The organism is Bacillus sp. FSL R9-9492 (assembly GCF_038007365.1).
GTDB classification, from domain to species: domain Bacteria; phylum Bacillota; class Bacilli; order Bacillales; family Bacillaceae_G; genus Bacillus_A; species Bacillus_A mycoides.
Genome location: NZ_JBBOXC010000001.1, coordinates 2,877,183 through 2,902,570, shown reverse-complemented (window position 1 = coordinate 2,902,570; position 25,388 = coordinate 2,877,183). Strand labels below are relative to the sequence as shown.

Below are 25,388 nucleotides of genomic sequence, written 5' to 3'. Positions count from 1 at the left end.
CTTGGGTATATATATTTAGAAGGATATGAAAGTTAGAGAGTTACTGATTCAAAAAAAGAAAGCATCTGAAGTTAGGTGCTTTCTTTTTGAATACTGTCCGCTATCTGTTAGTTACTTGTTTCATAAGAGGTCTTATTTCTTTAACAGGTGGTTTTTTATCATAGGCATCAACGTAAGAAAAGTAATAATTTAAGTTTCTAAGAAGTCCCTTTCCTATTTTTGCGCTTAAGAAGGGGAATACTTGTCCAGTATAATCATCGAGAGATTTACAATAGTATTTTTCGTCTAAGTATATGCTGTATTTACATTTTAGTTCTACTAATGAGTTACCTTCATCATCAAATACTTCTTTAGAATCAATAATATCTATTAATGCGAATTTTTCATTCAGATAAACTTTCTTCTTTTTCTCGTGCTTATTTGTGAGAATAAATACGAGACCAATTGCGTTAATCAAACTATTTCCTCCTTTAAAAAACGGATATTAATAAAATATATCGATATACGTTAAATGTAAAGAGGAGTGGTGAAATATCATTGATAGAAAACTAAATAAGCCGATTTGTTTTTTCAAATCGGCTTATTATTATTGAAATACTTGCGGAAATTGTTTTACGATTGCATCTGTTATAGTATCAGCCATTTCTAATGCTTCTTTTTCAATTTTATCATATAGTTTTACACTGGCATCATAATCTTTATTTAGGAAGGCGAGTGCTTCCGCTTTCGTTAACGCTAAATGCTCATAAAACATTTTTCTAAATTCTTCTTTTTCTATATATGGATTGATACTAGTTAGAAACTCAACAATTTCATCACCATTAGAGTACCACTTCTTTTCTATAGCGGCTGCAGCGTTTTGATCACCAGCTTTTGCGGCTTTAACAAGATCAGCAGCGATTGTTAAGTGGTCTTTAATTAATGCACTATATTTTTTTACTGCATTTTCTCCGTAGAATGGTTCAAGTGATAGCCCCATGTGTGTTGCATTTTGTAGAAGACGTCCAACGGTAACGTTTACGTCGGGCAAGTTAAAGATGATGCCTATAATGGCTAATCGTGTCCAAGCAACGTGTTGTTCCCATAAAGAACGCATATATCCTTTTAGAAAGTTTTCGTTTTTACTAACTCGGTAATTTCGTACAAATGAATCGAAGTTTCCATTAGTGATATGATAAGGGGAGTAATACGATTGCCAATAAGTATACATAAATAGTTACACTCCTTTGAACATGTATATCTCACAATATGATAAACGTTATTTTTAAGTTACGTGTCCAAGAGTTTTTTTGAGAGTTGGAAAAGGAGAAAGTTGAAGGGAATAAAAAACACACTTATGATATATATGAATAAAAAGAATTTTAAGATAATAGAGGTCCTGCAAGGGAAATTGCAGGACCTCAAAAGGGTATTGCCGAGATGTCGGACTCGACTACGTAATATTAACATAAAATCCTTTCGAAAAAACCTGGTAAATGTGTCCAAATGAGAAGGGTGCTTTTTAATAAAGTTAAAGGGATCTGCTTCCCGCGGCAGATCCCTTTAACTAGATAATGTTGATGAGCAAAAACTCATCTAGAGTACTTTTATAGTAACAAATGAAATTCACTTTGTGTATTGAGAAAAAATGAATTGCTTGTATGAATGTAGCGGATTTATATTTTGCTTTTTGGAATTATAATCATTTGTGGAGAGCGGAATAGGGTTCTAAAATGGAGAAAAGACTTTTCAGCCAGGCTACGATACATTGCAATATGTAAGTATAAAAAAAGACCTGCTAATTTAAGCAGGTCAACATAAGGGGTTTATCTAACAGATTATTATATATGGTAACAACTGTATTGTAGTAAGTCTATAAGTTATATGTTGAGAAAATTTGTTTGAATGATATATATTTGGCACATGTATTAACGTTTAAAAAGTTGAGAAAGGAAATTCATAAGCTTGCTATAAGAAAATAAGGGCTGATACTTATAAAATGATTCATATTTCCACGCATCATTATTAGAGAATTGGAGTTGTTTATTTGATGCTCTAGGTTTGTTGGAATTATTGTAACGACTCTTCATAATTTAACCTCCTCAAATTCATATGTATACGATTAGTAGTATTCTAGGAAGGTAAATTAAATGAATATTTATTTTGAAATTCTTTCTTCTTGTGTACTAGATTTGTTTTTTTATGTTGGAAAACGTAGGAAGCAAATAGAACTCAAATACTTATAAAATTCAAAGTGGCGAGAATCAGTTTGATGATATAATGGGAATAGATGAAAGATAAAGAAAAGCAGGTGACTCTTTTTTGTTTACAAAAGCACAAGAACTTTTAGCGTCTTATTTCGGTTATTCGTCATTCCGAAGAGGACAAGATGAAACAATTAAAAATGTATTAGATGGGAAAGATACAGTCTGTATTATGCCTACGGGTGGTGGTAAGTCAATTTGTTATCAAATTCCCGCATTAGTATTCGAAGGAACGACATTAGTTATTTCACCTTTGATTTCACTTATGAAAGACCAAGTAGATACATTAGTACAAAACGGTATTTCAGCTACTTATATTAATAGTTCTATTTCTATTACAGAAGCAAATCAACGAATTCAATTAGCGAAACAAGGCCATTATAAGTTACTTTATGTGGCGCCTGAGCGTCTTGATTCAATGGAATTTGTTGATCAACTTATCGATATGAAAATCCCGATGATTGCAATTGATGAGGCGCACTGTATTTCGCAGTGGGGACATGATTTCCGTCCTAGTTATTTACATATACATCGCATATTAGATTATCTTCCAGAAAAGCCGCTCGTATTAGCTTTAACTGCTACGGCAACACCACAAGTTCGTGAAGATATTTGCAACACGCTTGGAATTAATCAAGAAAATACAATTATGACAACGTTTGAGCGCGAGAACTTATCATTCTCTGTCATTAAAGGACAGGATCGTAATGCTTATTTAGCGGATTATATTCGTCAAAATCAGAAGGAATCTGGGATTATATATGCAGCTACAAGAAAAGTTGTCGATCAGTTATATGAAGATTTAGGGAAAGCAGGAGTTTCTGTATCGAAATATCATGCTGGTATGAGCGACCACGATCGAAATGAACAGCAAGAACTCTTTTTACGAGATGAAATAAGTGTTATGGTGGCAACATCTGCATTTGGAATGGGTATAGATAAATCGAATATACGTTACGTTATCCATTATCAACTTCCAAAAAATATGGAAAGTTACTATCAAGAAGCAGGACGTGCTGGTCGTGATGGATTAGATAGTGAATGTATTTTGTTATATTCTTCTCAAGATGTGCAAGTACAACGCTTTTTAATCGATCAATCAACTGGAGAATCACGTTTTTCAAATGAGCTTGAAAAACTCCAAAATATGACCGATTACTGTCATACAGAACAATGTTTACAATCATTTATTTTGCAATACTTCGGAGAAGAGCCGAAGGAAGATTGTGGTCGCTGCGGTAATTGTACGGACGATCGTGAAAGTATCGATGTGACGAGAGAATCCCAAATGGTACTATCTTGTATGATTAGGACGAACCAACGATTCGGAAAGCAAATGATTGCACAAGTATTAACTGGATCGAAAAATAAAAAAGTTATTGAGTTTAATTTTCATACTTTACCAACTTACGGACTTTTATCAAATCGTAGTGTGAAAGAAGTCAGTGAGTTTATTGAGTTTTTGATTTCAGACGAGTTGATCGCAGTTGAACATGGTACATATCCGACATTAAAAGTAACGGAAAAAGGTAAAGAAGTACTACTTGGTAAAGAGAACGTTTTACGTAAAGAACGAGTAGAAACACGCCAAATTGTTCAAAACCATCCTTTATTTGAAGTGCTTCGTGAAGTGCGTAAAGAAATTGCACAAGGTGAAGGCGTACCTCCGTTCGTTATTTTCTCTGACCAAACGTTAAAAGATATGTGTGCGAAAATGCCGCAAAGTGACTCTGAACTCCTAACTGTAAAAGGAATTGGAGAACACAAACTTGTGAAGTATGGCTCTCAATTCTTACAAGCAGTGCAGCACTTTATTGAGGAAAACCCAAACTATGCTGAAACAATTAAGACGGAAGTTGTTTCAGAACGTAAAAAGTCAGGGAAAGCTTCAGCAAACTCTCATTTAGAAACATATGAAATGTATAAACAAGGTATTGATTTAAATGAGGTTGCAAAGGAACGTGGGTTATCGAGACAAACGATTGAAAACCATTTAATCCGTTGCTTTGAAGATGGTATGGAAGTAGACTGGAATAGCTTTGTTCCAGCAGAGTATGAAGCTCTAATTGAAACTGCCGTGCAAAATGCAGAGGGTGGTCTGAAATCGATTAAGGACCAACTTCCAAATGAAGTGAGTTACTTTATGATTCGTGCTTATTTACAAATTAGAAAGTAGAGACATATAAAGGGGATAGGGATTTATGCATCACGTTTTCGTGTATGGCACGTTAAGAAAAGAGCAAACGAATGCTCATATTATGCAAGGTGCAATATGCATCGCAGACGAAGCATGGACGTATGGTAAATTATTTGATACATACGAAGGGTATCCTGCGATGATTTGTTCAAATGAGGACAAATTATACGGAGAAGTTTATGAAGTAAATGATGATGTTCTGCAAAAGTTAGATGAACTTGAAGAATACACAGGTAATGCAGAGAGTGATTTATATGACCGAATCACCGAAACGATTTATTTAGGTGATAGAGAAATACGTGCATTTGTGTATATTGCTCAAGATAAAGAGATGCTAAAGAAAGTTATCATTTCTGGTGATTGGGTGGAGTATCAACAAGGAAAATAAAAGCAGCTATAGAGCAGATAGTGGAATCGACCATTATCTGCTTTTTATATTGGTACTTTTAAAATTCTTATTATTTTGATAAATTGTAAATGTAGAGAAATAAGAATGGTTTTTTTTATGGGTGTCAGAAATTTAGTTTCTCACCTGTAGCAGAAAAGTCTAGTGCAGGAGGAGAATAATAATGAACAAATTAAATGTGAAGGAATTTTACCAAAAACAATTCGAACTGTCGAATTACGATCTCAATACAGAAAGCTGGTTAGAGCAGGTTGCTAAAGAAGTTCAAGAACAAGTTGGTCATCCATTTCAAACGATGTTAGAACTAGGAGCAGGAAATGGTAGATTTGCAAGGGCGATGTCTAGGTTACAAGTGAAAATGACTACGGTTGAACTTGTACCAGAGTTAGTTATGTTTGCAAAAGAACATTCTACTAATAATATAGATATTCATTGCGCTGATTTTTATAAAATTAACTTTGAAGAAAAGTTTGATGTTGTTAGTTATTTAGACGGTTTTGGTGTAGGAACAGATGATGAGCAATTGATTCTATTAAAACGGATTAAAAATTGGATGAAGGATGATGGATGTGCACTTATTGATATTTATCAACCATTGTATTGGAAAAAAGTAAGTGGACAAGAAATGTCCTTAAGTGCAGCTATGCGAAAATACGAATATGATAGTATAAATGAAAGAATGTTAGATCATTGGTGGGACCCTAATTATCCAAATGATGTAGTAACACAGTCTTTACGATGTTATACGGTAGATGAGATTAGCAATCTATGTGCTGAAGCTGGTTTAAGTATTATGGGATTCTTCCCTGGGGGAGCATATGATTTTGAAAAACGAAAATATAAAGCATTGGCAACATTAAATGAATGTTTGGCATATCGAATTAAAGTAAGGAAGAGTAGGGATTAATCTCTACTCTTTTTTAATTTAGAAAATTCTTACTAAAACTATTGACTTTATGAATGGATTTTTAATACAATTATATTTCGACTGAAAAAATTGGAACGGACAGGAGGGAATCATCAAATGAACAACATTTTTGACGAAGAGTTACAAAAAATGAAAGATACTTTAAGTACGATGGATGATCAATTAGAACAGCTTGAAAAAATCCCGGTTTATTATGGAGAAGATTTTAAAGAGCAAATTCTTGAAAGTATGAGGGAGTCTAATAGACAAAGCTTACGTATTGGTGTACATGAGCCGTATTTTGGAAGATTAGACTTTCAGGAGGATGGCAAGGAAGACGTAATGCCGATTTACATCGGTAAAGTAGGTGTTTCGGATAAAGATACGATGAAACCAATTGTAATTGATTGGCGTGCACCTGTCGCAAGTATGTTTTATTCATTTACCGGTGGTGAAGAATTAGCATTTTATCATTCACCAGACGGATTAGTAGAAGGCGATGTTTATTTAAAACGAAACATTTCGATTCGAAAGAGAGAACTAGAACGTGTTGTTGATACATATGTGAAAGGAAATGAAGATGTCTCACATGCTGATGATTTTCTTCTATATCGATTAGGTGAGAATAAAGATAACAAATTGAAAGATATCGTTTCGACTATACAATCGGAGCAAAATGATATTATTCGTGCGGAAAGAAACTTACCGTTATTAATTCAAGGGGTTGCAGGGAGCGGAAAAACAACGATCGCTTTACATCGCCTTGCTTTTTTAATTTATGAATATCGTGAACAACTTGAAGCGGAGAGAATGATCGTATTCGCTCCAAACAGTTTGTTTTTAGACTATATTTCAAGTGTACTTCCTGAGTTAGGTGTAGGAAATATTAGTCAAACAACGTTTCCAGATTGGGCATTACGTACGTTAGATGGTTCGGTGAAACTGAAGCAGACAGAAGAAAAATTGAAAGAAGCTTTCTCAATTAATCGCGATGAAAAAAAGGTTATGCTAGGTAAATTGAAAGGCACGCTGGAATTTAAGTCGTTTATTGAAGAAAGAATGATTCAATTTGAAAAAGATTTAGTGCCAATAAAAGATTTTGAGGCATGGGATAAAGCTGTTATTCCAGTGGAAGACGTTAAAAAATGGATGCAGGTTGAATATAAACACTATCCATTAAAGAAAAGAAGAGAACGTTTAGTCGGCCGTATGAAGCGCTGGATTGAAATTGAGCTTAAAAAGTTTGGAGAAACAAACGAGAAAAAATTACTAAAAAAAGAAGCGACAAAGAGATTGAACACATATATGAATTTTTGGCCGAAAATGAGCCCGCTTTCACTATATAATTCAATGATAAAGAGTAAAGAAATACTCGAAGTATTACCTGAAGAACTTGTTCAAGAAACAGAAAAGAATTGTCGTAAAAAAGAAGTGTATGTAGAAGACTTACCAGCTTTAATTTACATACAACATCGCATAACAGGAATTAAAATTGGACAAAAGTTCCATCACGTCGTTATTGATGAAGCGCAAGATTTCTCGCCATTCCAAGTATATGTATTAAAAGAAATTACACTAGGTAATTCTTTCACTATATTAGGTGATTTATCTCAAGCGATTTATGATTATCAAGGAATTGAAGACTGGGGTGCCTTTAAGGAAGTATTCCAAGAAACAGGTTATTATGAATTGACGAGAAGTTATCGTTCTACAAAAGAAATTATTGAATTCGCGAATGAAATAATTAAAAATGCAGAGATTCCAGTGGGACTCGCAACTCCAGTTTTCCGTAGCGGTGAAGACGTGAAAGTAATTCCGGCAGAGGACCAATTTACTGAAGTTTTAAAGACATTACAGCATTTGCAAACTGAAGATGTGAAAACAATCGCGGTAATTGGAAGAACAGACGATGAATGCCGTGATATATATGAGAAGTTAACAAATGCAGGGTTGACTGTTAATGTCATTGAAGCAGATCAAAGCAAATATGAAGGTGGTATTTCGGTAGTACCTGTATATTTGGCGAAAGGATTAGAATTTGATGCCGTACTTCTAATCGACGTTGATGAGGAACATTACAAAAATACAAAACATGATGCGAAATTATTGTATGTCGGATGTACGAGATCGCTTCATGATTTATGGATTTTCCATAGTGGGGAAGCGTCGCCATTAATTAAGGAATTAAAATAAACGTAAAAAGAGGATTTTCTAGTAATAAACAGAAAAACCTCTTTTTTTCTATATAAGGATATAGGGGGAATGGATATGATTACAAAAGTAATAACAAAAAGAAATTGGGAAATCGCAAAAACAACTAGAGAGATTAATGAAGCCTCACTTAAAGAAGAGGGGTTCATTCATTGTTCATTATTAGGCCAAGCTTTAAAAGTTGCGGAAACACATTTCAGTCATGAAGAAGATGTATTATTACTTACAATTGATCCATCCCTAGTAAAAGCAGAAATAAAATATGAACTTGCTTCTAACGGTCAAGAATATCCGCATGTATATGGGGTAATTAATATTGAGGCAATTGTAGATGTTACCCCATTGCCATCAAGTTAAAATTTTATAGAACACCAGAACAAGATTTTGTGCTAACTTGTAACAAAAAAGATCATTTTATCATTTTGGAGAGCAACCAATCCCTTGATTTGAAATTAAAAATATAAACCTTTGCCTACTGGCTGAACAGTTTCTAGCACAGTATCAACCATTTCTTCATTAATTAGGGTTCTTATAATCCAAGCTGAGAGATCTTGAGCAGCAAAACAACCCGCAGCAGTCGAGATATTTCCTTCGTTTACGAAACTTTGTTCAATAACGTCTACATCAAATTCTTTAAGCTGTTCTACTACGGATGGATATGTAGTTGCTTTTTTGCCAGTTAACAATTTTTTAGCTCCTAGTAGTAGTGAACCAGAGCACATAGATCCTATTAATTGTTTTTGAGGATCTACATGAATGCTATTTATATACTCTTGATTTTTATATAAATCTTGTACACCCTTACCACTTGCAAATATTACAGCGTCAGCAGAAGGAATATCAGATATACTTCCTGTCATGGGAATACGTAAGCCGGACATGGATATATGAGTTTTTTCCGTTCCTAATAGTTGGACATTCCAATCAGAAATACCACCAACTAAACGTACACGATTTAATAAATCCCATGGTAGAAAAACATCTATATCAGTAAAGTTATCGAAACAGACTATTGCAATTTTCATTTTCCAACCCTCCATTATCAAAAAAATAAGAATGTTTTAATTATAACAATTTCAAGTGCCGGTAGCGAGATTTAAATTTTTAAATAACTGGGTATCACTGCATCGCCATCAAGCTAAAAAATTGTAAACGCAAATGAAAAAACGCTATTCTTTATGTAGAAATATACAGAAAGGGTAGCGTTTTTGATAAGGATTTATCGATTTCTGAAGAATTACAATTGTTTTCTAAAGAATTACAGCAACATATTTCACCACACACTCTAGATCAATTGGCTAGAAAAGCACAAATTATATAGTTTGTGCTTTTTTTATTGTCTATTTTTTGTAAATAGTCATTGTTTTTATCACACTAATACTGTACGATACATAGTATAAAACACATACTGTATGACATATAGTAATGGAAATGAGGTGGGTGAATGGATACTTTATTAAATTCATTAATTACTGAGCTAAGGAGAGGATCATTGACGTTAGCGGTTTTAAGCCAATTAAGAAAGCCGCAGTATGGTTATTCACTTGTCCAGTTATTGGAGCAATCAGGAATCATGATAGATCAAAGTACTTTATATCCACTACTTCGCCGATTAGAAAAGCAGGAGCTAGTGACGAGTAGTTGGGATAAAACGGAGAGTAGACCTCGTAAGTATTATGTTTTAAGTGAATATGGATTAGATATATTTTTGCAATTGAAAAAGGAATGGATAAAGGATTCGAAAGAACTTTATAACTTATTAAAGGAGGAGGACGAGAATGAATTTAATTGAGGTTTATATTCAGGAGGTTGCGAAGAGATTACCTGAAAAAAATCGTGAAGATATTACACTAGAACTTCGGTCAACTATAGAGGATATGTTACCTGATGAGTACAATGAGGAAGATGTAAAGAGTGTCCTTGAAAAATTGGGGAGTCCGGTTTCATTGGCTAATGGGTATTTGGATAGACCGATGCATTTAATTGGACCACGCTATTTTGATGTATATACAACGTTATTAAAAATGATTATACCAATTGCAGCTGTTATCGCACTCATTGCAATGGTTGCAGAAAATTTTATAGGTTATACTGGTGATCAAGCAGTATTAGATGTTATTTTAAAATTGATAGGTAAAGGCATTGGGGAAATTGTCGAAGTAGGCCTCCATGTATTTTTTTGGTTGACACTTGTATTTGTTATTTTAGAAAGAACGGATAAAGACAAAGGTACTCAACCGTTGACGACAAGTTTAAAAAAATGGACTCCTGATGATTTAAAAAACATTTCGTATGTTCCAAAGAAAAAGTCAATCTCAAAGTTTGAAGTTTTTGGAGGTTTGATGTGGACAGCAGTTTGGGCTACACTTTACTTTTATGCGAATCATCTTGTTGGCGTATATAATGGCACAGCAAATGGACTGAAGTTTGTCGCGCCAACTTTCAATCAAGATGTTTTACTTCAGTATTGGCCAATCGTTGTAATTATGATCGTTTTCGAAATAGGTATATCTCTTTATAAATTAGTGCAAGGACAGTGGACGCAAAGATTGGCAATTGGGAATTCTATTCTTCAAGTAGCCGGAACAATAGTATTCATTGTAATTGTAGTAAATCCGCATTTATTTAACGAAGGATTTATTACGTATGTGGCAAATATGTTTACTATTTCCCCAGAGGAATTTAAAACGTGGTTAATTGGCGGTGGAATTTTCATTTACACGCTGTCTGCTGCAATAAATATATTTGATGGTTTCCGAAAAGCTAGTATTCGTATGTGGAAATGAATCAGAAATTCCGATAATATGAAACCATTTAGAAGATAACCATTATGAAAGGAAGAAAACAATGATAAGGGAAGCAACTAAAAGAGATGTAGCATATATTTTAGATATTTATAATGATGCGATAGTTTATACAACAGCTGTATATGCTTATAAACCTGTAACCCTTGAAAATAGAATAGATTGGTATGAACAAAAAAAGACTGACGGTTATCCGATTTTAGTATACGAACTAGATAATAAAGTAGTAGGATTTGCGACATTTGGTCCATTTAGAGCATGGCCTGCCTATAAATATTCAATTGAACATTCTGTGTATGTTGATAAGGAATATAGAAAAAATGGAATTGGGTCCACTTTAATGGAAGAATTAATCACAATTGCAAAAGAAAGAGAATATATGACCTTAATTGCTGGAATTGATGCGGAAAATGAAAAGAGTATTGCCTTGCATCAAAATTATGGATTTGTTCATGCAGGAACAATAAAAAAAGCTGGTTATAAGTTTAATAGATGGCTAGATTTAGCCCTTTATCAATTGGAGCTTAATGGCCCTAAAAATCCTACTGAAGAATAGCTGTATCTATTACTGTAAAAATAATTTTTTTAAAAAATTGTATATATTTCAAAAGATAGTATGAAGAAATCTCATGCTATCTTTTTCTTATTGTATTCATGATTATCATTTAACAAAAAAGGATTCTTATATTCTATATCGAATTTTGAGAAGATGATAAAACGATATAAGAAGAGGGATGAATATGCAGGCTGTCATTAGAAAAATAAAAGAAATACAAATTGGTCAAGTTGGAATACTTGTTTATTCAACAAAGAATGGAAATATAGTTGCTACCCATAACAATGAGCTATACGTTCCTTTAGCATCAGCAGCAAAAGTGGCAATTGGATTTGCAGTAGCAAAGATGGTAAAGGACAAACAAATTAGTTGGATTGATACACTTCATCACATTAAGTTTAATCCAAATGAGGATAGTGTGCAGCTATATCCTCATTTACAAGGAAGAACTACATTAACACTTAGTAAATCGGTTGAAGTGATGATAGGATGTCACGACAGCTATATTGCAAAGTCAATTGTTATGCACTGCGGAGGATGGGAAACTGTCAGAGAAAATATTTTAACGTACTTTTCAAAGATTCATATACAGGAAAACCCTAGAGATGAGCAAAATGTCGGAGAGTTAAATCAAGTTCTTTCACTTTTAGTACATATTTTTCAAGGGTATAAAGCAGAACCAGAATTATGGGAACCCATTATTAGTGGAATGGTAAGACAACAAGGTGATTATGAAGGGATACCGTATTATCATTTAGCTCATATGACAGGTGGTTTATCCACCGCTACAATAAATATTGGTATAATAGGAATGTTTCATGAATTTCCGTTTCTTTATGTAGTTGGGGGAAGAGATTTACCTAATCGATTTGATAATAAAGAGGTTGATGAAACAATTCTAGAAGCTTTGAAGTGCTTATATAAAGAATATAAGATGACAAGTCAACCAAACGTTGTAACCGATAATTGAATAAAAACGTTATTTTAATAGCAGGGAGGGGAATAGTGCACCTAAAGGAGTATACCGTTTACAAAAGTGAATCGCTCATATGTATCGGGACTATAAAGGAATGCGCTCAGCATATGGGAGTGTCTGGTGATTTCTAACATAAAAAGAGAGCACAAAGGCTCTCCTTAATGGTTTTGTGATCCGCCAGTAAAACGAAAAGCTTCAAGTACTTCAATACATTAGAAATTTTGTGAACATGAAGGACAAGGTCCACCAGTAGGTTGGAATACAACATTATCAACAAAAGCTGTTGCACCTTCTCCACCTGTAGCAATATTTTGGAAAGCAACACATGCTGTAGTCACACCAGGAGGTATACACACAACAAGAATATAATGTTGGAAAAGAGATTGCGGTTGATTCCCAACAGGTATAATATGTGGAATATTTAATGAACCAAGAGTTGTAGCGAGAGGAGGACATCCGTGTCCAAGTTCTGGAAAAGATACAGAAGCTATAAGAAATGCATTATCCCTTACATCCGCAGCGAAAGAAAGTGTAAAACAACAACCTTCGCCAACATCAACCGATTGATTAATACTTCCACCTGGTTCAATTGACGCAGCTAAGAGACTAAGTGTCCCATTTGAAAGAATACGACCACTATGGGCATTTGGAAAACCTACCTCTGTAACATCCCCAGTTTGATTCCAACCAGGAACTGGATCGGTTATTATTGGTAGCTCATCAAATCCAGGGTTGTCAAGAACATTAGTACATGGACAACACCCTACTGCTGTTGGTCCTGTTGGTCCTGTCGGTCCTGTCGGTCCTGTCGGTCCTGTCGGTCCTGTCGGTCCTGTTGGACCCGTTGGACCAATTTCAGGTGGAGGTAAAGGGGGACCAAAACATTCGCACGGAATATGAAATTTCTTTTTAAATTTACTCATTTTTACACCATCCTTATCATTCACCCACTTACACTTTATAGTTTATGAACTAGCTAACACGCAAGTATAAGCAAAAAGCCTTTAAAAATAAAAATAAGCATATGCCCTTATGTCACAGGTATAAATCTATTCCATTAATTGCTAGTTATATCGTCATAAGTTATGCAAGAACAGGGTATGTATCAATGCCGGGGTTAATTAGTTTTTCATGTTTTGTTACATATGGTGGATTTGTATGGATTAGTCTATTGAAATGAAGAAATAAAAATATGTAAATATTATAAGAATTGAAAGGAAGAAGTACATATGAAACGTATAGAGAACGGTACTCGCACTGAAGGCGAATACATAAAAAATAAAGTAATTCAATATAACATGTCCACCTTAACAGATGAAGTAAAGCAACCAATGGAACAAGTAAGTTTCGTAGTGAAAGATGAGGAAGGGAAAATCTTTGGCGGGGTAACAGGAACGATGTATTTTTATCACCTTCATATCGATTTTTTATGGGTAGATGAATCAGTTCGTCATGGTGGATATGGAAGCCAATTATTACATAAAATCGAAGAAATCGCGAAAGAAAAAGGATGTAGACTAATATTACTAGATTCATTTAGTTTCCAAGCACCAGATTTTTATAAAAAGCATGGTTATCGAGAGTTTGGGATTGTTGAAGATCATCCTAAAGGTCATAGTCAGCATTTTTTAGAAAAAAGACTTTAATATAATTATATTATGTTTACTAGGAGAACGAAAAATGTACACTTATAAATCTCACCACGAACAGTCTATCTCTGCACAACAAATAAAAATGCTTTACGATTCTGTAGGTTGGTGGCCAGAAAGAAAAGAAGTCGATATTCAAAAAATGTTAAAGAATAGCATAGCAATTGGAGTATGGGAAGAAAACGAATTAATTGGATTTGCTAGAGTTGTTACTGACGGTGTTTTTCGGGCGTATATTGAAGATGTTGTCGTACATGAGAGTGTAAGAAACAAGGGAATTGGTGAGAAGATGCTTACAATGTTACTTCAAGAGGTATCCCATATTGATATTGTTAGTCTATTTTGCGGAGAGAAACTAATAAAGTTCTATGGTGAACAGCAATTTCAAGTTACGAAGCAAATTGTGATGCATCGTAATCAAATAGTGAAAGAATAAGAGGTGCCAATTAGAATGAATGCAACAAGAGCATATTGTTTATCGAAAAGAAAAGCGACAGAAGATTCTCCAGATGGCTGGAGTGCAACATGTATGAGATTAAATAATAAAATATTTGCGATAGTAAACCATGAAGAAGGGGAAAAAGCTGCGATCACATTAAAATGTGATCCAGAACTCGCTTTACGAATAAGAGAAGATTACCCAGAAACAATAATTCCTGGATATCATATGAATAAAAAGCATTGGAATACAGTGTACATACATAAGGATGTAGGACAAGAACAAATTAATAAGATGATAGATTGGTCGTATGATTTAGTACTACAATCGTTTTCAAAGAAAAAGCAGCAAGAGTTATTGGATTAAATACAAAGTGAAGTCGACTATAAATAGCTAGTAAAATGACTATATTTTACTAGCTATTTACAGTTTTAAATTATGAAGTAGGAGCTTTTGAAATGAATACGAAACGAAATAGATTACTATATGTAATGTTTACTATAGTTGTTATTATTTTAGGTCTTAGTTCCAGAAAGTTTGCTTTTGCGTTACCAGATTTGTTAAATGGGTACTTAGGTGATGCTTTATGGGCATTAATGATTTTCACTGGATTTGGATTTTTGTTTCCTAAAATAGAAACGAGGAAATTAGCTTTTATTAGTTTAATATTTTGCTACGGGATTGAAATTAGTCAATTGTACCATGCGGAATGGATAGATAGCATTCGAGCAACGACTTTAGGTGGACTCGTATTAGGTTACGGATTTTTATGGAGTGATTTAGTGGCGTACACAATTGGTGTTGGAGTAGGAATGCTTGGTGAGTTTGTGCTACGGAAGAAATAAGTGACTTTAAAAAGGGGGATTTGTACATGAAGGATATATTAGAAATTGCAAAGTTTTGGTTTCAAGATAAAGGTGTCACAGCTACTGAAATTCAACCAAACGTAACGAAGATTCATTGTAATAATAAAGCGTATATTTTAAAGGGAAAGGGATCGATAAAACAGTTTCTAGTTGAACTAAATGTATTAGAACAGCTTGATGAAAAAGGAGTTAAAGTACAAAAATTAGTAAAAACGAGAAATGATGAAAGGTACGTATTGTATAAAGAGAAGAATTATTGTTTGTACGAATATGTTGCCGGAAGTGTACTAGAAATCAAAGATACAGAAAAGTTAAAAGTGCTAGGAAGCACAATTGGAGAGGAAATGGCTAATTTACATCACGAACTAAATTCAGTGAATAGTACTAACGAGTTAATAAAAAGAGAGTTATATAAAGTGGTATACGAATGGGCTTTACCGAATTTAGTAAAGAATGAGCATGTTCATCAGGATGTAATTCAAAAAATGGATCAAATACATACAACTTTCAAGGAAACGGTTCACTTATTACCGAAACAAATTATTCATCGCGATATGCACTTATCAAATGTAATCTTTAGAGAAAGTGATTTTCAAGGGTTTATCGATTTTGAGCTTCTAGAAGAAAACGTTCGAGTATTCGATTTATGCTATTGCTGTACAAGTATTTTAAGTGAGATATTTAGTGATGAAACATTAAGAAGGAAATGGTTACAAATTGTAAGTGAAATTTTTAGAGGATATTATAAGCAAAACATTTTAACGAGAGAAGAACTACAATCAATTTGGTATGTAATGCTTTCAATTCAAGTTATATTTATTACTTATTTTGTTCAGTTAAAAGATTTACTAAAGTTAAATGAAGAGATGTTTTTATGGATTTTTGCTAATAAGGAAGATATTGAAGAATCTATAGAGAGAATCGTATTCATATGAAAAAAATAATATTAATAGGTTCTGGTGGTTCAGGAAAATCTACATTAGCAAAACAGTTAGGGAATAAATTAAATATTAAGGTGCATCATCTTGATGCACTATTTTGGAAACCAAATTGGGAGGGTGTACCGAAAGAGGAGCAGAGAACGGTTCAAAATGAATTAGTTAAAGAAGAAAAGTGGATTATTGATGGGAATTATGGCGGGACAATGGACATAAGAATTAACGCAGCTGATACAATTATCTTTCTTGATATTCATAGAACAATATGTGTTTATCGTGCTTTTAAAAGAATTGTGCAATATCGTAATAAAACAAGACCGGATATGGGTGCTGGATGTGAAGAAAGGTTTGACTTGCAATTTTTTAAATGGATATGGGAATATCCTAAAACGAAACGCCCTTCAATTTTAAAGAGGCTAAATCAATTGAGTAAGGATACAGATGTTATTATTTTAAAATCTTCAAATGAAGTAAGACTATTTTTAGAGAAGCATGATACCATAAATAGTTAGATTATAAAAAGAAGTAACATGGGGGGATAGTATTGAATAAATTCATTCGCTCGATTGATTCTTATATGGTGGAAATTCCAGCAGGAAAAGTAGAATTAAGAGATGATCGAATAAAAAAAGAATGGCAAGTTCAAATAAAACCATTTCTTCTTGCAAAGTATGTTGTAACAGCGGAATTATATTACGCGATTACGAATCGTGCACTAAATGGTAATGAAAATGGTAATAAACCTGTTGTAAATATTTCATGGAATGATGCAATCGCTTTTTGTAATTTACTTTCTAAAAAGTTGGGAGAAACAGAGTATTATTCTATTAGTGATGACGGCCAAAAGGTTAGTTGTAATGTAGAATCCAAGGGCTATCGATTACCATTTGAGGCAGAGTGGCAATACGCATGTAAAGCAGGTACGACGGGATATACGTATGGGGAACTTCAGAAAATAGCATGGTATAATGAAAATTCAAGTGGACAAATTCATGACGTCGGTAAAAAAGAGCCGAATGCATGGGGACTTTATGATATGTTAGGGAACGTTTGGGAATGGTGTTATGATTTGTATGATGAAAAGGTATATGGATCGTACCGGATTTTCCGAGGCGGTAGCTGGGCTGAAGAAGCGAGAGGGTGCGGTGCCACTTGTCGCCGTCGTAGTCATCCTACATTTCATATAGATGATCTCGGTTTTAGGCTTGCTAGGTCAATTTAGCAGGAAAATGATACATATAACTCCGTAAAGAGTATGGAAAGTATCCATATTCTTTACAACATAGAAATTTTAAAATTTAAGGAGTGTTTTGAATGGCACGTGTTTTATTCATTAACGCTGGATCAGAAGGACATATAAATCCAACATTACATGTTGTAGAAGAACTGATTTCTCGCGGTGAAGAGGTAGTTTATTTTTCAATAGAGGCTTTCAGGGAGCGTATTGAGAAGACAGGTGCTACTGTACGAACGATTGATGATCAAAAATTTATACAAGCATTTCTTTCCGGTGGTCGAAATTATTTACAGGAAAGAATAAACGGCCTTCTACATACAACGGATGTTGTAATACCTAGTGTTTTAGAACAAATTGAAGGTGAACATTTTGATTATATTATTCATGATTCGATGTTTGGCTGTGGTCGCTTAATTGCCCAAATTCTTAATCTTCCAGCCATAAATTCATGCACATCTTTTGCACAAGATGAAAAATCATTTAAACAAATGTTAGACCATCTTTCTAAAAATATTCCACTGGAAGTTCAGGATAGAATACATAATGATTTTGAAAACTTAACTAATGGAATTACAGAAAAATATGGTGTTGATATAGATTCACCGTATGAAGTTTTCTGCAATCCAGCTTCACTTACTATTGTGTATACAATTAAGGAGTTCCAACCTTTTGGGGATACATTTAATGAAACATTCAAATTTGTGGGTCCATCTATCTCTACACAAGTGAAAAATGAAGGTTTTGATTACACTTCAATTGAAGAAAAAAGCCTGATTTATATTTCATTAGGTACTGTTTTTAATGAAGCGCTTGATTTTTATAAACTTTGTATGAAGGCGTTCAAGAATAGTAAGCATACAATTGTTATGTTTATTGGCAACAAAACGGAAATAAGTGATTTAGGTAATATCCCTAAAAACTTCATTGTGAAAAACTATGTACCACAAACTGAACTTCTCAAATATACGAAACTATTTATTACACACGGCGGTATGAACAGTACGCATGAAGGGATATATAACGGGGTTCCACTCGTTGTAATTCCGCAAAGTGCAGATCAGCCAGTAATCGCAAAGCAAGTGGAGAGTCTCGGGGCAGGAGTTAAATTGCAAATGCAAGGATTAACTGCGGATCAACTAAGTGAAAGTGTAGAAATAGTATTAAATAATCCGTCATGTAAAGAAGCTGCTTTGAATTTGAAGGAGTCTCTCCGAAAATCAGGTGGGTATAAGCAAGCTGTTGATGAAATTTTTAAATTTACAGGCCGTTATTAAAACTATACATGTGAAAGGGTGTCTATATTAAATGATATAGACACTTTTATGTTATATGAAGCGAGGAATTGATGAAATGGAAAGAATGAAAATACTAGATGTAAATTTTGCTGATATGACAGCTACACCATTTTTTCAAGTGGAGGCGAAAAATAGAATTAGATTCGATATAGAATTATTTGAGGGTAATTTGAGAGGATTAAGAGGGATTTTGACTGAACTTTTTAAAAGTCCTGATACGATTGATGTTTCATTTATTTCCGGTTACATAACATATGGTAAAAGTAAGAGAATAAATGAGAAAACAAAAATTGGAAGGTTCATGAAGATTAAGAATTGGACAGAAACGAAAGTAGACGTTGATGATCTTGAAAGTACAATCATATTTACTACGATTAAAGGTGTACATGAAGATGAAGTATATAAGTATTGCAAGTATGTCGTTAATGGTGGTCAGCAAGCGTATATTTCTTTTTATAACGATACTTATTTATTGTATATAAGTACAGACGTTATTGACATTGTTTCACCAGATACAAGTTTAATAGAAAAGTTAAAACTTCAATACAGTGAAGAATATGATAAATTTTATGAAACGATATTGACGGATTCGGAAATGTTTACAAGTGATAAGTAATTTCAAAGTATTGATAGAAAGATATATGGAAAATGGAGATGGCACGTTGTTTTAAAATAATGTGATCTCACATTGCCATGCGTTTTAAGTTAACGATGAAGGGTTTCAAGACGACTTGGTGCAATTCATCCATATATATACCTAAAATTTTTCATTACAAGTACTACAATTTCTATTGCTCACTTTTACTTTATAAATTTAGGATGTAGTTTTACGTGTTAGTAGTAATTTCACTGTTTCTGCACAACTTCTGCACACGTTTAGGTGATTTCTATGTCATGATATATTCCATAAGTGAAATATTTCACAAGAAATGAAATGTTTCTTTACGACGGTGTATGCATATTTACGCATACACGAAATAAGATTGACTCTTGTTATTCTTTTACATCAAAGCCCACATTACACTACGAAGTATAACAAGAAGGGGACAGGAACATGAATAATCGATTTTTAAAACAACTACAAAACTTGAAAATGAACAAAAAAAGTATAGGAGCTGTTGCATTAACAGCTGGAATTATCAGCACGACACTTATTCCTCAAAATGCATACGCGCACGGCTTTGTTGAAAAGCCTGGTAGCCGTTCCGCTTTATGTAGTCCAACTTATGGTTCTCTAAATGTAAACTGCGGAAGTGTTATGTATGAACCACAAAGTTTAGAAGCTCCAAAAGGATTCCCACAAGGTGGCCCAGTTGATGGGCAAATCGCTTCTGCAGGTGGAAAATTTGGCGGTATTTTAGATCAACAAACAGCAAATCGTTGGTTTAAAAATACAATCACTGGTGGGGAAAATACATTTACTTGGAAGTATACAGCACCTCACTTAACAAGCAAATGGCACTACTATATTACAAAAAAAGGATGGAATCCAAATAAAGCACTAACAAGAGCAGACTTTGAGCCAATTGGCACTGTACAACATGATGGTTCTGCAGCTTCAAATAATTTAACTCATAAAATCAATGTACCTACTGACCGTAGTGGATATCATGTGATTTTAGCTGTATGGGATGTAGCTGATACAGCAAATGCGTTCTATAATGTAATTGATGTGAATCTCATCAATAATGTGAAACCAGACACAGAAGCGCCAAGTATTCCAAATGGAATTCAGGCGCAAAAAGTAACAGCGAATAGTATAGAACTAACATGGAACGTTTCTACGGATAATGTAGGAGTAAAAGGGTACCAAATCTTCCATAACGGAGAGATGATTGACACAGTACCAGGCACTTATTTTATTGATAAGAAATTACAACCAAGCACAGAATACACTTATACTGTAAAAGCAATTGACGCAGCTGGCAATGTATCGAAAGAAAGTACAGCGCTTACAGTGAAAACAACAGTTGAAGCTCCTGATACAGAAGCACCAACACAACCAAAAGGATTACATAGCATGGGAACAACAGCGTCAAGTGTGGATCTAATGTGGAGCCCATCTGATGATAACGTTGGAGTAGACTATTACGATATTTATAGAGAAATAGAAGGAACAATGAAAAAAATTGCAACATCCAATACGACTTCTTATATGGATAAAAATTTACTCGCTAATACTACTTATAAATATGCAGTGAAAGCAGTGGATGTAGTTGGAAATGAATCCGTACAAAGTGATACGTTCACAATTACTACAAAAACTGAAAGCGCTTCATATGAAGCGTGGGATGCAAAGAAAGCATATAAAAAGGAAGATAGAGTTTTACACGAGGGAAAAGTGTATGAAGCAGTCCAGAATTATGAAGGACATGGGGATCCAAACTGGATTTTTGCTTTATCCTTATGGAAAACAGTGTAAGCTTTACCTCAAAATGAAATGAAAGATGATGGGCTTTGATGCAAAAAAAGGAAGTTTGAGAGTTAACTTTTCTGCTTATAAAAAAGACGACGTATTCAGCGTCGTCTTTTTGTATTAATCTAGAATATTCATCAAAGAGACTTTCAAACGAATAAGCTACAGAAAGGTTACTATACGAATACATAATGTAGAATCATATAGTAACCTTTCTATTATGATAACACTTTCGTCATAAGAATATGTGGAATTCCATCTTCCATAAATACGTCGGAAGAAGTTTGATAGCCTAATTTTTCATAAAACCCTTCAGCTTGTGTTTGACCGTGTAGTTTAACTTTGTTTGCTTCTTTGTTACGAGCAATCTCTTCTAACTTTTGAATGATTACTTTGCCTAATCCGTATTTGCGATAGTCTTTTAAAATACAAATTCTTTCTAGTTTACCCATTCCGTCAACGAATCGTATACGGCCAGTTCCTACAGGAAGTTCATTATAATAAACTAATATATGTTTGCATGCCTCGCCAATTTGGTCATATGTATCGAATTCATCTTCAAGTGGGACACCTTGTTCTTTTACAAAGACTTCTTTTCGAATGTGAAAGGCAGTTTCTAAATCTGTAAGTTCTGTTATGAGTTTGGATTGCAAATTGTTCAGCCCTTTCTAGTGTGATATGAATGTGTTTTCATAGTATATCATACTGTAATGCTATAAAAGAAAAAACTGACTTGCAAAAGTCAGCCTTTAAAATGCTTAATATTCTTTTATACCGTTTTTTGTTCCGATGATCGCTTTGCTCGTCATATTGATAAATAATCCTGTTTCAACTACACCGGTAATCATCTTTAACTCTGTATGTGTATCATTTGGATTCAATATTTTGTTTGGAAAAATACAATCAATAATTAAATTGCCGTTATCAGTTATAAATGGTCCGCCATCTTTCATACGTAAACGCGTTTCGCATCCTAAAGATTGAATTCTCTTTTCAGTTTGCTTCCAAGAGAAGGGGATGATTTCAATAGGAATTGGAAAGGTACCTAAATGTGAAACGAGTTTGGATTCATCTGCAATAATAATAAGTTCTTTAGAGGAGGTGGCAACAATCTTTTCGCGAAGTAATGCACCACCGCCACCTTTTATTAATTGTAAATCAGTATTGATTTCATCTGCTCCATCAATTGTGAGATCAAGTATATCAATTTCATTTAAAGAAATTAGCGGAATAGATAATTGTTTTGCTAATACTTCAGTTTCTTTTGATGTCGGTGCAGCTTGAATAGATAAACCTTCTTGCACACGTTTCCCTAACTTTTGTATTGTCCAATATACAGTTGAACCCGTACCAAGTCCAACCCTCATTCCATCTCTTACAAAGCCAGCAGCATACTCACCGGCTAGCTGTTTTAAATTCATCATTTTACTCCGCCGGGCGTGATCCAGCATCTAAACCGGAATTTTCAACTGTAAGTATAGGGCGAACGGTAATATCTTTATGTACACGCATTTGGCACGATAATCGTAAGTGGTCTTCAATTCCTTTTTCCGTAATAGCTTGTTTTTCATCATTTGTCGCCTCACAAAAATCACCTGCAATGACTTCAACTCTACAAGTTGTACATCTTGCTTTGCCACCGCAACGATGAAGAATGTGTACACCGTTATCTTCAAGTGCTAATACTAATTTCGTTCCTTCTTTAATATCGAAAGTTCCGGTACCTTCAACTGTTAATTTTGGCAAATTGATTCCTCCTCATGTAAAATTCTATATAACATATTTATGACCCGTATTCATGAACATAAACATAAAATTAATTATAAGCCCCGTAACTTTTTTATTTGTTCAATCGTTTATTAAGTAAGCGCTGAAAAGGAGTGGTTATTTTGTGCACAAAAGTAACTCAGGTTTTAAAGGATCATATCGATATGAATCATTCAAATATAAAATTTTTAATTACACATTATGCAGAGGTAAAAAGATACTGTACGTTTTTGACGAAAAACAAATGGGATGGGGAAGACCTTGCCCAAGAAGCAATTTGCAAAGTTCTTCAAAAGTATAGTGAGAAGGAAATTTGTATAACGCTTCTGTATAAAATTGCTCGAAATCAATGGTTAGATCAAATGAAATCAAAATCCGTTCAAGAAAAGTTAGAACAGCAAAATACATTTGAAGAACCACATGGAAAAATTGCAGATTTGCATGAAATGGTAGGGAAAGTATTGTCTTCGTTAAATGTGCAACAATCCGTAATTTTATTATTGAAGGATGTTTTTCAGTATAGTATCGCGGATATTGCAAAAATATGCTCTGTATCAGAAGGGGCAGTGAAAGCATCTTTATTTAGGAGTAGAAATAGGCTGAAAACTGTAAATGAAGAAGGCATTGAAATAGTGGAGTACACGGATGATGTTGAAATCGTTGTAACTTCTATTCGAGAAGAAAGACCTGAATTGTTGACGAAACTTCTCCCAACAATAGATTTCACTAAGTTACCATCAATACAACCAGTGTTATTCTTCAGTATGAAACAATCTTCTTCTTACAGTTGTATGCTTAATGCGGCATAAAACAGATGGAGGGATTTATAATGAGTGTAATTCCTTACGTAATAGAACAAACGAAATTAGGAGAACGCTCCTATGATATATATTCAAGATTATTAAAAGACCGAATTATTATGATTGGTTCAGAAATTAACGATCAAGTTGCAAGCAGTGTAGTAGCACAATTATTGTTTTTAGAAGCGGAAGATGCAGAAAAAGATATATTCCTGTATATCAATAGTCCGGGTGGTTCAACGACAGCGGGATTTGCAATATTAGATACGATGAACCTTATTAAACCAGATGTGCAAACACTTTGTATGGGCTTTGCGGCATCATTTGGTGCGCTTTTACTATTAGCTGGCGCAAAAGGAAAAAGATTTGCGCTCCCTAACAGTGAAATCATGATTCATCAACCGCTCGGCGGTGTAAAAGGGCAAGCAACGGAGATTGAAATTACAGCAAAAAGAATATTAAAGTTAAAACATGATATTAACAAAATTATATCTGATCGAACAGGGCAACCAGTAGAAAAGGTAGCTCATGATACAGAAAGAGATTATTTTATGACGGCAGTAGAAGCGAAGGAATATGGAATTGTTGATGCAGTTATTGAGAAAAAATAACGTAAAACAGGCTAGAGAATATACTAAATTCTCTAGCCTGTTTTTGTCATTCTTTATTCTTTTATCCATTCATCAACTAAAGCTTGATTCTTTTTTATCCATTTTCGAGCAGCTTCTTCTGGATCTTTCGTTTTATTTAGCATGACCATTAAAGTACCTAGTTGTTCATCGTTCATTTTCCATTGGTCAAAGTATTTCACAATATCCGGATGATCTTTTTCGAAACCTTTACGAACTGAGTAATAAATGTCATCTTTTTCACCATATACTTTCTTAGGGTCTTTTAAATATTTTAAGTCAAATTCTGAAAAGCCCCAATGAGGATTCCAAAGCGTAACAGCGATTGGTTTCTTTTTCGTATATGCCTTCTTTAGTTCGCTCATCATCGCAGCTTCTGAAGATTGGACAAGTTTTAGTTTTATATCATATTCCTTCATTGCTTTATTCGTTAAATTCATTAGGCTACTACCAGGTTCAATCCCAACAATTTTATTATCTAGCTCATCTTTATGTGCATTTAAATCTTCAATACTGTTAACGTTTTTCACATAAGAAGGGACGACTAAACCAAGCCCAGTACCTTCATACCATTTTGATTTTAAGACGAAGTCATCTTTGTAACGGGCATTTAATGGTTTATCCGTAACAGGAAGCCATACTTCTAGATTCGCATCAACATCACCACGTGCGACGCCAGTCCATATCGCAGCTTTTTCTAAATACATGAGTTCAACTTTATAGCCTTTTTCTTCTAATAAAACTTTCCACATATTTGCGGTTGCGATATTTTCTTTCCAACTTGTTACACCAAGTTTAATTTTTCCTTTCGAATTTGCATTTGTTGCATTACAAGAAGTGAAAATCATACTAATAAATAGTAACAGACTTATAATCCATATTTTTTTTCGCATTCAAAACCTCCTGTGAAGCTTTTGCTTTTTATAAATTAATCTATAAGTGAACCTTCTTATTATGAACGGAAACAAGAATTTTTAAAGAAATCTTATATATGTCATTTTTATGTAATATTTCTCTGTAAAATCGCAACACTATGTAAATAGATGGGTAGA

General features: G+C 34.0%; 29 protein-coding genes. 21 read left to right on the top strand and 8 right to left on the bottom strand.

Annotation, left to right across the window (positions count from 1 at the left end; genetic code table 11):
• Positions 1–100: 100 nt before the first annotated feature.
• Entirely contained in the window at positions 101–457 is a 357-nt protein-coding gene (locus MKY70_RS14785; protein WP_341024879.1) for a cytoplasmic protein, read from the bottom strand.
• 129 nt (positions 458–586) lie between these two features.
• Positions 587–1,210 carry an acetylglutamate kinase gene (locus MKY70_RS14780; protein WP_341024877.1) on the bottom strand — a complete coding sequence of 208 codons (624 nt, stop codon included), beginning with the start codon at positions 1,208–1,210 and terminating at the stop codon, positions 587–589.
• 1,091 nt (positions 1,211–2,301) lie between these two features.
• On the opposite strand from MKY70_RS14780, the gene recQ reads away from it, so the two are divergent.
• The 5 genes from recQ to MKY70_RS14755 all read left to right on the top strand — a co-directional run bounded on the left by recQ (position 2,302) and on the right by MKY70_RS14755 (position 8,321).
• On the top strand, positions 2,302–4,419 hold the full coding sequence (gene recQ / locus MKY70_RS14775; RefSeq protein ID WP_341024874.1) for a DNA helicase RecQ: 2,118 nt from the start codon (positions 2,302–2,304) through the stop codon (positions 4,417–4,419).
• Between the two features lie 25 nt (positions 4,420–4,444).
• Complete coding sequence (locus tag MKY70_RS14770) at positions 4,445–4,828, top strand: gamma-glutamylcyclotransferase family protein (protein WP_242245714.1); 384 nt, start codon at positions 4,445–4,447, stop codon at positions 4,826–4,828.
• A gap of 181 nt (positions 4,829–5,009) precedes the next feature.
• Positions 5,010–5,753 carry a class I SAM-dependent methyltransferase gene (locus tag MKY70_RS14765; RefSeq protein ID WP_341024871.1) on the top strand — a complete coding sequence of 248 codons (744 nt, stop codon included), beginning with the start codon at positions 5,010–5,012 and terminating at the stop codon, positions 5,751–5,753.
• A 117-nt stretch (positions 5,754–5,870) separates the two neighbouring features.
• The gene (locus tag MKY70_RS14760; RefSeq protein ID WP_341074527.1) at positions 5,871–7,946 is read left to right on the top strand and encodes a HelD family protein; all 2,076 of its coding nucleotides are present in this window, start codon (positions 5,871–5,873) and stop codon (positions 7,944–7,946) included.
• A 75-nt stretch (positions 7,947–8,021) separates the two neighbouring features.
• On the top strand, positions 8,022–8,321 hold the full coding sequence (locus tag MKY70_RS14755) for a DUF952 domain-containing protein (protein WP_256486231.1): 300 nt from the start codon (positions 8,022–8,024) through the stop codon (positions 8,319–8,321).
• Positions 8,322–8,416: 95 nt separating this feature from the next.
• Here MKY70_RS14755 and MKY70_RS14750 read toward each other — a convergent pair whose 3' ends face one another.
• On the bottom strand, positions 8,417–8,989 hold the full coding sequence (locus tag MKY70_RS14750) for a DJ-1/PfpI family protein (RefSeq protein WP_341024865.1): 573 nt from the start codon (positions 8,987–8,989) through the stop codon (positions 8,417–8,419).
• Between the two features lie 419 nt (positions 8,990–9,408).
• Between MKY70_RS14750 and MKY70_RS14745 the strand changes: the two genes are divergently transcribed.
• From MKY70_RS14745 to MKY70_RS14730, 4 genes are all read left to right on the top strand, one after another.
• The gene (locus MKY70_RS14745; RefSeq protein WP_341024863.1) at positions 9,409–9,756 is read left to right on the top strand and encodes a PadR family transcriptional regulator; all 348 of its coding nucleotides are present in this window, start codon (positions 9,409–9,411) and stop codon (positions 9,754–9,756) included.
• Positions 9,743–10,750, top strand: a complete 1,008-nt coding sequence (locus tag MKY70_RS14740; protein WP_341024861.1) for an HAAS signaling domain-containing protein — start codon at positions 9,743–9,745, stop codon at positions 10,748–10,750. The genes MKY70_RS14745 and MKY70_RS14740 overlap by 14 nt, the downstream gene beginning before the upstream one ends.
• A gap of 61 nt (positions 10,751–10,811) precedes the next feature.
• Complete coding sequence (locus tag MKY70_RS14735) at positions 10,812–11,324, top strand: GNAT family N-acetyltransferase (protein WP_341024859.1); 513 nt, start codon at positions 10,812–10,814, stop codon at positions 11,322–11,324.
• A gap of 184 nt (positions 11,325–11,508) precedes the next feature.
• A complete protein-coding gene (locus MKY70_RS14730) occupies positions 11,509–12,294 on the top strand; it encodes a serine hydrolase (protein WP_341024857.1) in 786 nt (261 codons plus the stop codon).
• Positions 12,295–12,512: 218 nt separating this feature from the next.
• On the opposite strand, the gene MKY70_RS14725 is transcribed toward MKY70_RS14730, so the two are convergent.
• Positions 12,513–13,223: a collagen-like protein gene (locus tag MKY70_RS14725; RefSeq protein WP_341074526.1), complete on the bottom strand. Its 711-nt coding sequence runs from the start codon at positions 13,221–13,223 to the stop codon at positions 12,513–12,515.
• A 306-nt stretch (positions 13,224–13,529) separates the two neighbouring features.
• Here MKY70_RS14725 and MKY70_RS14720 point away from each other — a divergent pair, with 306 nt between their 5' ends.
• From MKY70_RS14720 to MKY70_RS14675, 10 genes are all read left to right on the top strand, one after another.
• On the top strand, positions 13,530–13,946 hold the full coding sequence (locus tag MKY70_RS14720) for a GNAT family N-acetyltransferase (RefSeq protein WP_016120345.1): 417 nt from the start codon (positions 13,530–13,532) through the stop codon (positions 13,944–13,946).
• Between the two features lie 34 nt (positions 13,947–13,980).
• The gene (locus MKY70_RS14715) at positions 13,981–14,385 is read left to right on the top strand and encodes a GNAT family N-acetyltransferase (RefSeq protein WP_341024854.1); all 405 of its coding nucleotides are present in this window, start codon (positions 13,981–13,983) and stop codon (positions 14,383–14,385) included.
• 15 nt (positions 14,386–14,400) lie between these two features.
• Positions 14,401–14,754: an MmcQ/YjbR family DNA-binding protein gene (locus MKY70_RS14710; protein ID WP_016091529.1), complete on the top strand. Its 354-nt coding sequence runs from the start codon at positions 14,401–14,403 to the stop codon at positions 14,752–14,754.
• Between the two features lie 92 nt (positions 14,755–14,846).
• The gene (locus MKY70_RS14705; protein ID WP_201067355.1) at positions 14,847–15,233 is read left to right on the top strand and encodes a ribosomal maturation YjgA family protein; all 387 of its coding nucleotides are present in this window, start codon (positions 14,847–14,849) and stop codon (positions 15,231–15,233) included.
• A 26-nt stretch (positions 15,234–15,259) separates the two neighbouring features.
• Entirely contained in the window at positions 15,260–16,189 is a 930-nt protein-coding gene (locus tag MKY70_RS14700) for a phosphotransferase enzyme family protein (protein WP_341024852.1), read from the top strand.
• Positions 16,186–16,704: a DNA topology modulation protein gene (locus tag MKY70_RS14695; RefSeq protein WP_000720539.1), complete on the top strand. Its 519-nt coding sequence runs from the start codon at positions 16,186–16,188 to the stop codon at positions 16,702–16,704. Before MKY70_RS14700 ends, MKY70_RS14695 begins: the two co-directional genes overlap by 4 nt.
• Before the next feature lie 32 nt (positions 16,705–16,736).
• Positions 16,737–17,414 carry a formylglycine-generating enzyme family protein gene (locus MKY70_RS14690; protein ID WP_341024850.1) on the top strand — a complete coding sequence of 226 codons (678 nt, stop codon included), beginning with the start codon at positions 16,737–16,739 and terminating at the stop codon, positions 17,412–17,414.
• A gap of 92 nt (positions 17,415–17,506) precedes the next feature.
• Positions 17,507–18,703, top strand: a complete 1,197-nt coding sequence (locus tag MKY70_RS14685) for a macrolide family glycosyltransferase (protein WP_341074525.1) — start codon at positions 17,507–17,509, stop codon at positions 18,701–18,703.
• Between the two features lie 76 nt (positions 18,704–18,779).
• A complete protein-coding gene (locus tag MKY70_RS14680) occupies positions 18,780–19,340 on the top strand; it encodes a hypothetical protein (protein WP_002165644.1) in 561 nt (186 codons plus the stop codon).
• A 438-nt stretch (positions 19,341–19,778) separates the two neighbouring features.
• Complete coding sequence (locus tag MKY70_RS14675) at positions 19,779–21,146, top strand: lytic polysaccharide monooxygenase (protein ID WP_341024848.1); 1,368 nt, start codon at positions 19,779–19,781, stop codon at positions 21,144–21,146.
• A gap of 212 nt (positions 21,147–21,358) precedes the next feature.
• Here the strand turns inward: MKY70_RS14675 and MKY70_RS14670 are convergent, their stop codons facing one another.
• The 3 genes from MKY70_RS14670 to MKY70_RS14660 form a co-directional block, all read right to left on the bottom strand.
• On the bottom strand, positions 21,359–21,793 hold the full coding sequence (locus MKY70_RS14670) for a GNAT family N-acetyltransferase (RefSeq protein WP_002189834.1): 435 nt from the start codon (positions 21,791–21,793) through the stop codon (positions 21,359–21,361).
• Between the two features lie 105 nt (positions 21,794–21,898).
• Entirely contained in the window at positions 21,899–22,561 is a 663-nt protein-coding gene (rpiA, locus tag MKY70_RS14665; protein WP_088033830.1) for a ribose 5-phosphate isomerase A, read from the bottom strand.
• A 4-nt stretch (positions 22,562–22,565) separates the two neighbouring features.
• Positions 22,566–22,886: a 2Fe-2S iron-sulfur cluster-binding protein gene (locus MKY70_RS14660; RefSeq protein ID WP_002189833.1), complete on the bottom strand. Its 321-nt coding sequence runs from the start codon at positions 22,884–22,886 to the stop codon at positions 22,566–22,568.
• 143 nt (positions 22,887–23,029) lie between these two features.
• Here MKY70_RS14660 and MKY70_RS14655 point away from each other — a divergent pair, with 143 nt between their 5' ends.
• A complete protein-coding gene (locus MKY70_RS14655; protein ID WP_341024846.1) occupies positions 23,030–23,716 on the top strand; it encodes an RNA polymerase subunit sigma-70 in 687 nt (228 codons plus the stop codon).
• Positions 23,717–23,736: 20 nt separating this feature from the next.
• Positions 23,737–24,318 (top strand): ATP-dependent Clp endopeptidase proteolytic subunit ClpP, encoded by a 582-nt coding sequence (clpP, locus tag MKY70_RS14650; RefSeq protein ID WP_002136712.1) that lies wholly within the window; start codon positions 23,737–23,739, stop codon positions 24,316–24,318.
• Between the two features lie 53 nt (positions 24,319–24,371).
• Here the strand turns inward: clpP and MKY70_RS14645 are convergent, their stop codons facing one another.
• Positions 24,372–25,229 carry a glycine betaine ABC transporter substrate-binding protein gene (locus tag MKY70_RS14645; RefSeq protein ID WP_002085124.1) on the bottom strand — a complete coding sequence of 286 codons (858 nt, stop codon included), beginning with the start codon at positions 25,227–25,229 and terminating at the stop codon, positions 24,372–24,374.
• Between the last annotated feature and the right edge of the window lie 159 nt (positions 25,230–25,388).

Coding starts and splice junctions, on each gene's coding strand:
- MKY70_RS14780 (WP_341024877.1), bottom strand. CDS start 1,210: ATGTATACTTATTGGCAATCGTATTACTCCCCTTATCATATCACTAAT.
- MKY70_RS14770 (WP_242245714.1), top strand. CDS start 4,445: ATGCATCACGTTTTCGTGTATGGCACGTTAAGAAAAGAGCAAACGAAT.
- MKY70_RS14765 (WP_341024871.1), top strand. CDS start 5,010: ATGAACAAATTAAATGTGAAGGAATTTTACCAAAAACAATTCGAACTG.
- MKY70_RS14760 (WP_341074527.1), top strand. CDS start 5,871: ATGAACAACATTTTTGACGAAGAGTTACAAAAAATGAAAGATACTTTA.
- MKY70_RS14755 (WP_256486231.1), top strand. CDS start 8,022: ATGATTACAAAAGTAATAACAAAAAGAAATTGGGAAATCGCAAAAACA.
- MKY70_RS14750 (WP_341024865.1), bottom strand. CDS start 8,989: ATGAAAATTGCAATAGTCTGTTTCGATAACTTTACTGATATAGATGTT.
- MKY70_RS14745 (WP_341024863.1), top strand. CDS start 9,409: ATGGATACTTTATTAAATTCATTAATTACTGAGCTAAGGAGAGGATCA.
- MKY70_RS14740 (WP_341024861.1), top strand. CDS start 9,743: ATGAATTTAATTGAGGTTTATATTCAGGAGGTTGCGAAGAGATTACCT.
- MKY70_RS14735 (WP_341024859.1), top strand. CDS start 10,812: ATGATAAGGGAAGCAACTAAAAGAGATGTAGCATATATTTTAGATATT.
- MKY70_RS14730 (WP_341024857.1), top strand. CDS start 11,509: ATGCAGGCTGTCATTAGAAAAATAAAAGAAATACAAATTGGTCAAGTT.
- MKY70_RS14725 (WP_341074526.1), bottom strand. CDS start 13,223: ATGAGTAAATTTAAAAAGAAATTTCATATTCCGTGCGAATGTTTTGGT.
- MKY70_RS14720 (WP_016120345.1), top strand. CDS start 13,530: ATGAAACGTATAGAGAACGGTACTCGCACTGAAGGCGAATACATAAAA.
- MKY70_RS14715 (WP_341024854.1), top strand. CDS start 13,981: ATGTACACTTATAAATCTCACCACGAACAGTCTATCTCTGCACAACAA.
- MKY70_RS14710 (WP_016091529.1), top strand. CDS start 14,401: ATGAATGCAACAAGAGCATATTGTTTATCGAAAAGAAAAGCGACAGAA.
- MKY70_RS14705 (WP_201067355.1), top strand. CDS start 14,847: ATGAATACGAAACGAAATAGATTACTATATGTAATGTTTACTATAGTT.
- MKY70_RS14700 (WP_341024852.1), top strand. CDS start 15,260: ATGAAGGATATATTAGAAATTGCAAAGTTTTGGTTTCAAGATAAAGGT.
- MKY70_RS14695 (WP_000720539.1), top strand. CDS start 16,186: ATGAAAAAAATAATATTAATAGGTTCTGGTGGTTCAGGAAAATCTACA.
- MKY70_RS14685 (WP_341074525.1), top strand. CDS start 17,507: ATGGCACGTGTTTTATTCATTAACGCTGGATCAGAAGGACATATAAAT.
- MKY70_RS14680 (WP_002165644.1), top strand. CDS start 18,780: ATGGAAAGAATGAAAATACTAGATGTAAATTTTGCTGATATGACAGCT.
- MKY70_RS14675 (WP_341024848.1), top strand. CDS start 19,779: ATGAATAATCGATTTTTAAAACAACTACAAAACTTGAAAATGAACAAA.
- rpiA (WP_088033830.1), bottom strand. CDS start 22,561: ATGAATTTAAAACAGCTAGCCGGTGAGTATGCTGCTGGCTTTGTAAGA.
- clpP (WP_002136712.1), top strand. CDS start 23,737: ATGAGTGTAATTCCTTACGTAATAGAACAAACGAAATTAGGAGAACGC.
- MKY70_RS14645 (WP_002085124.1), bottom strand. CDS start 25,229: ATGCGAAAAAAAATATGGATTATAAGTCTGTTACTATTTATTAGTATG.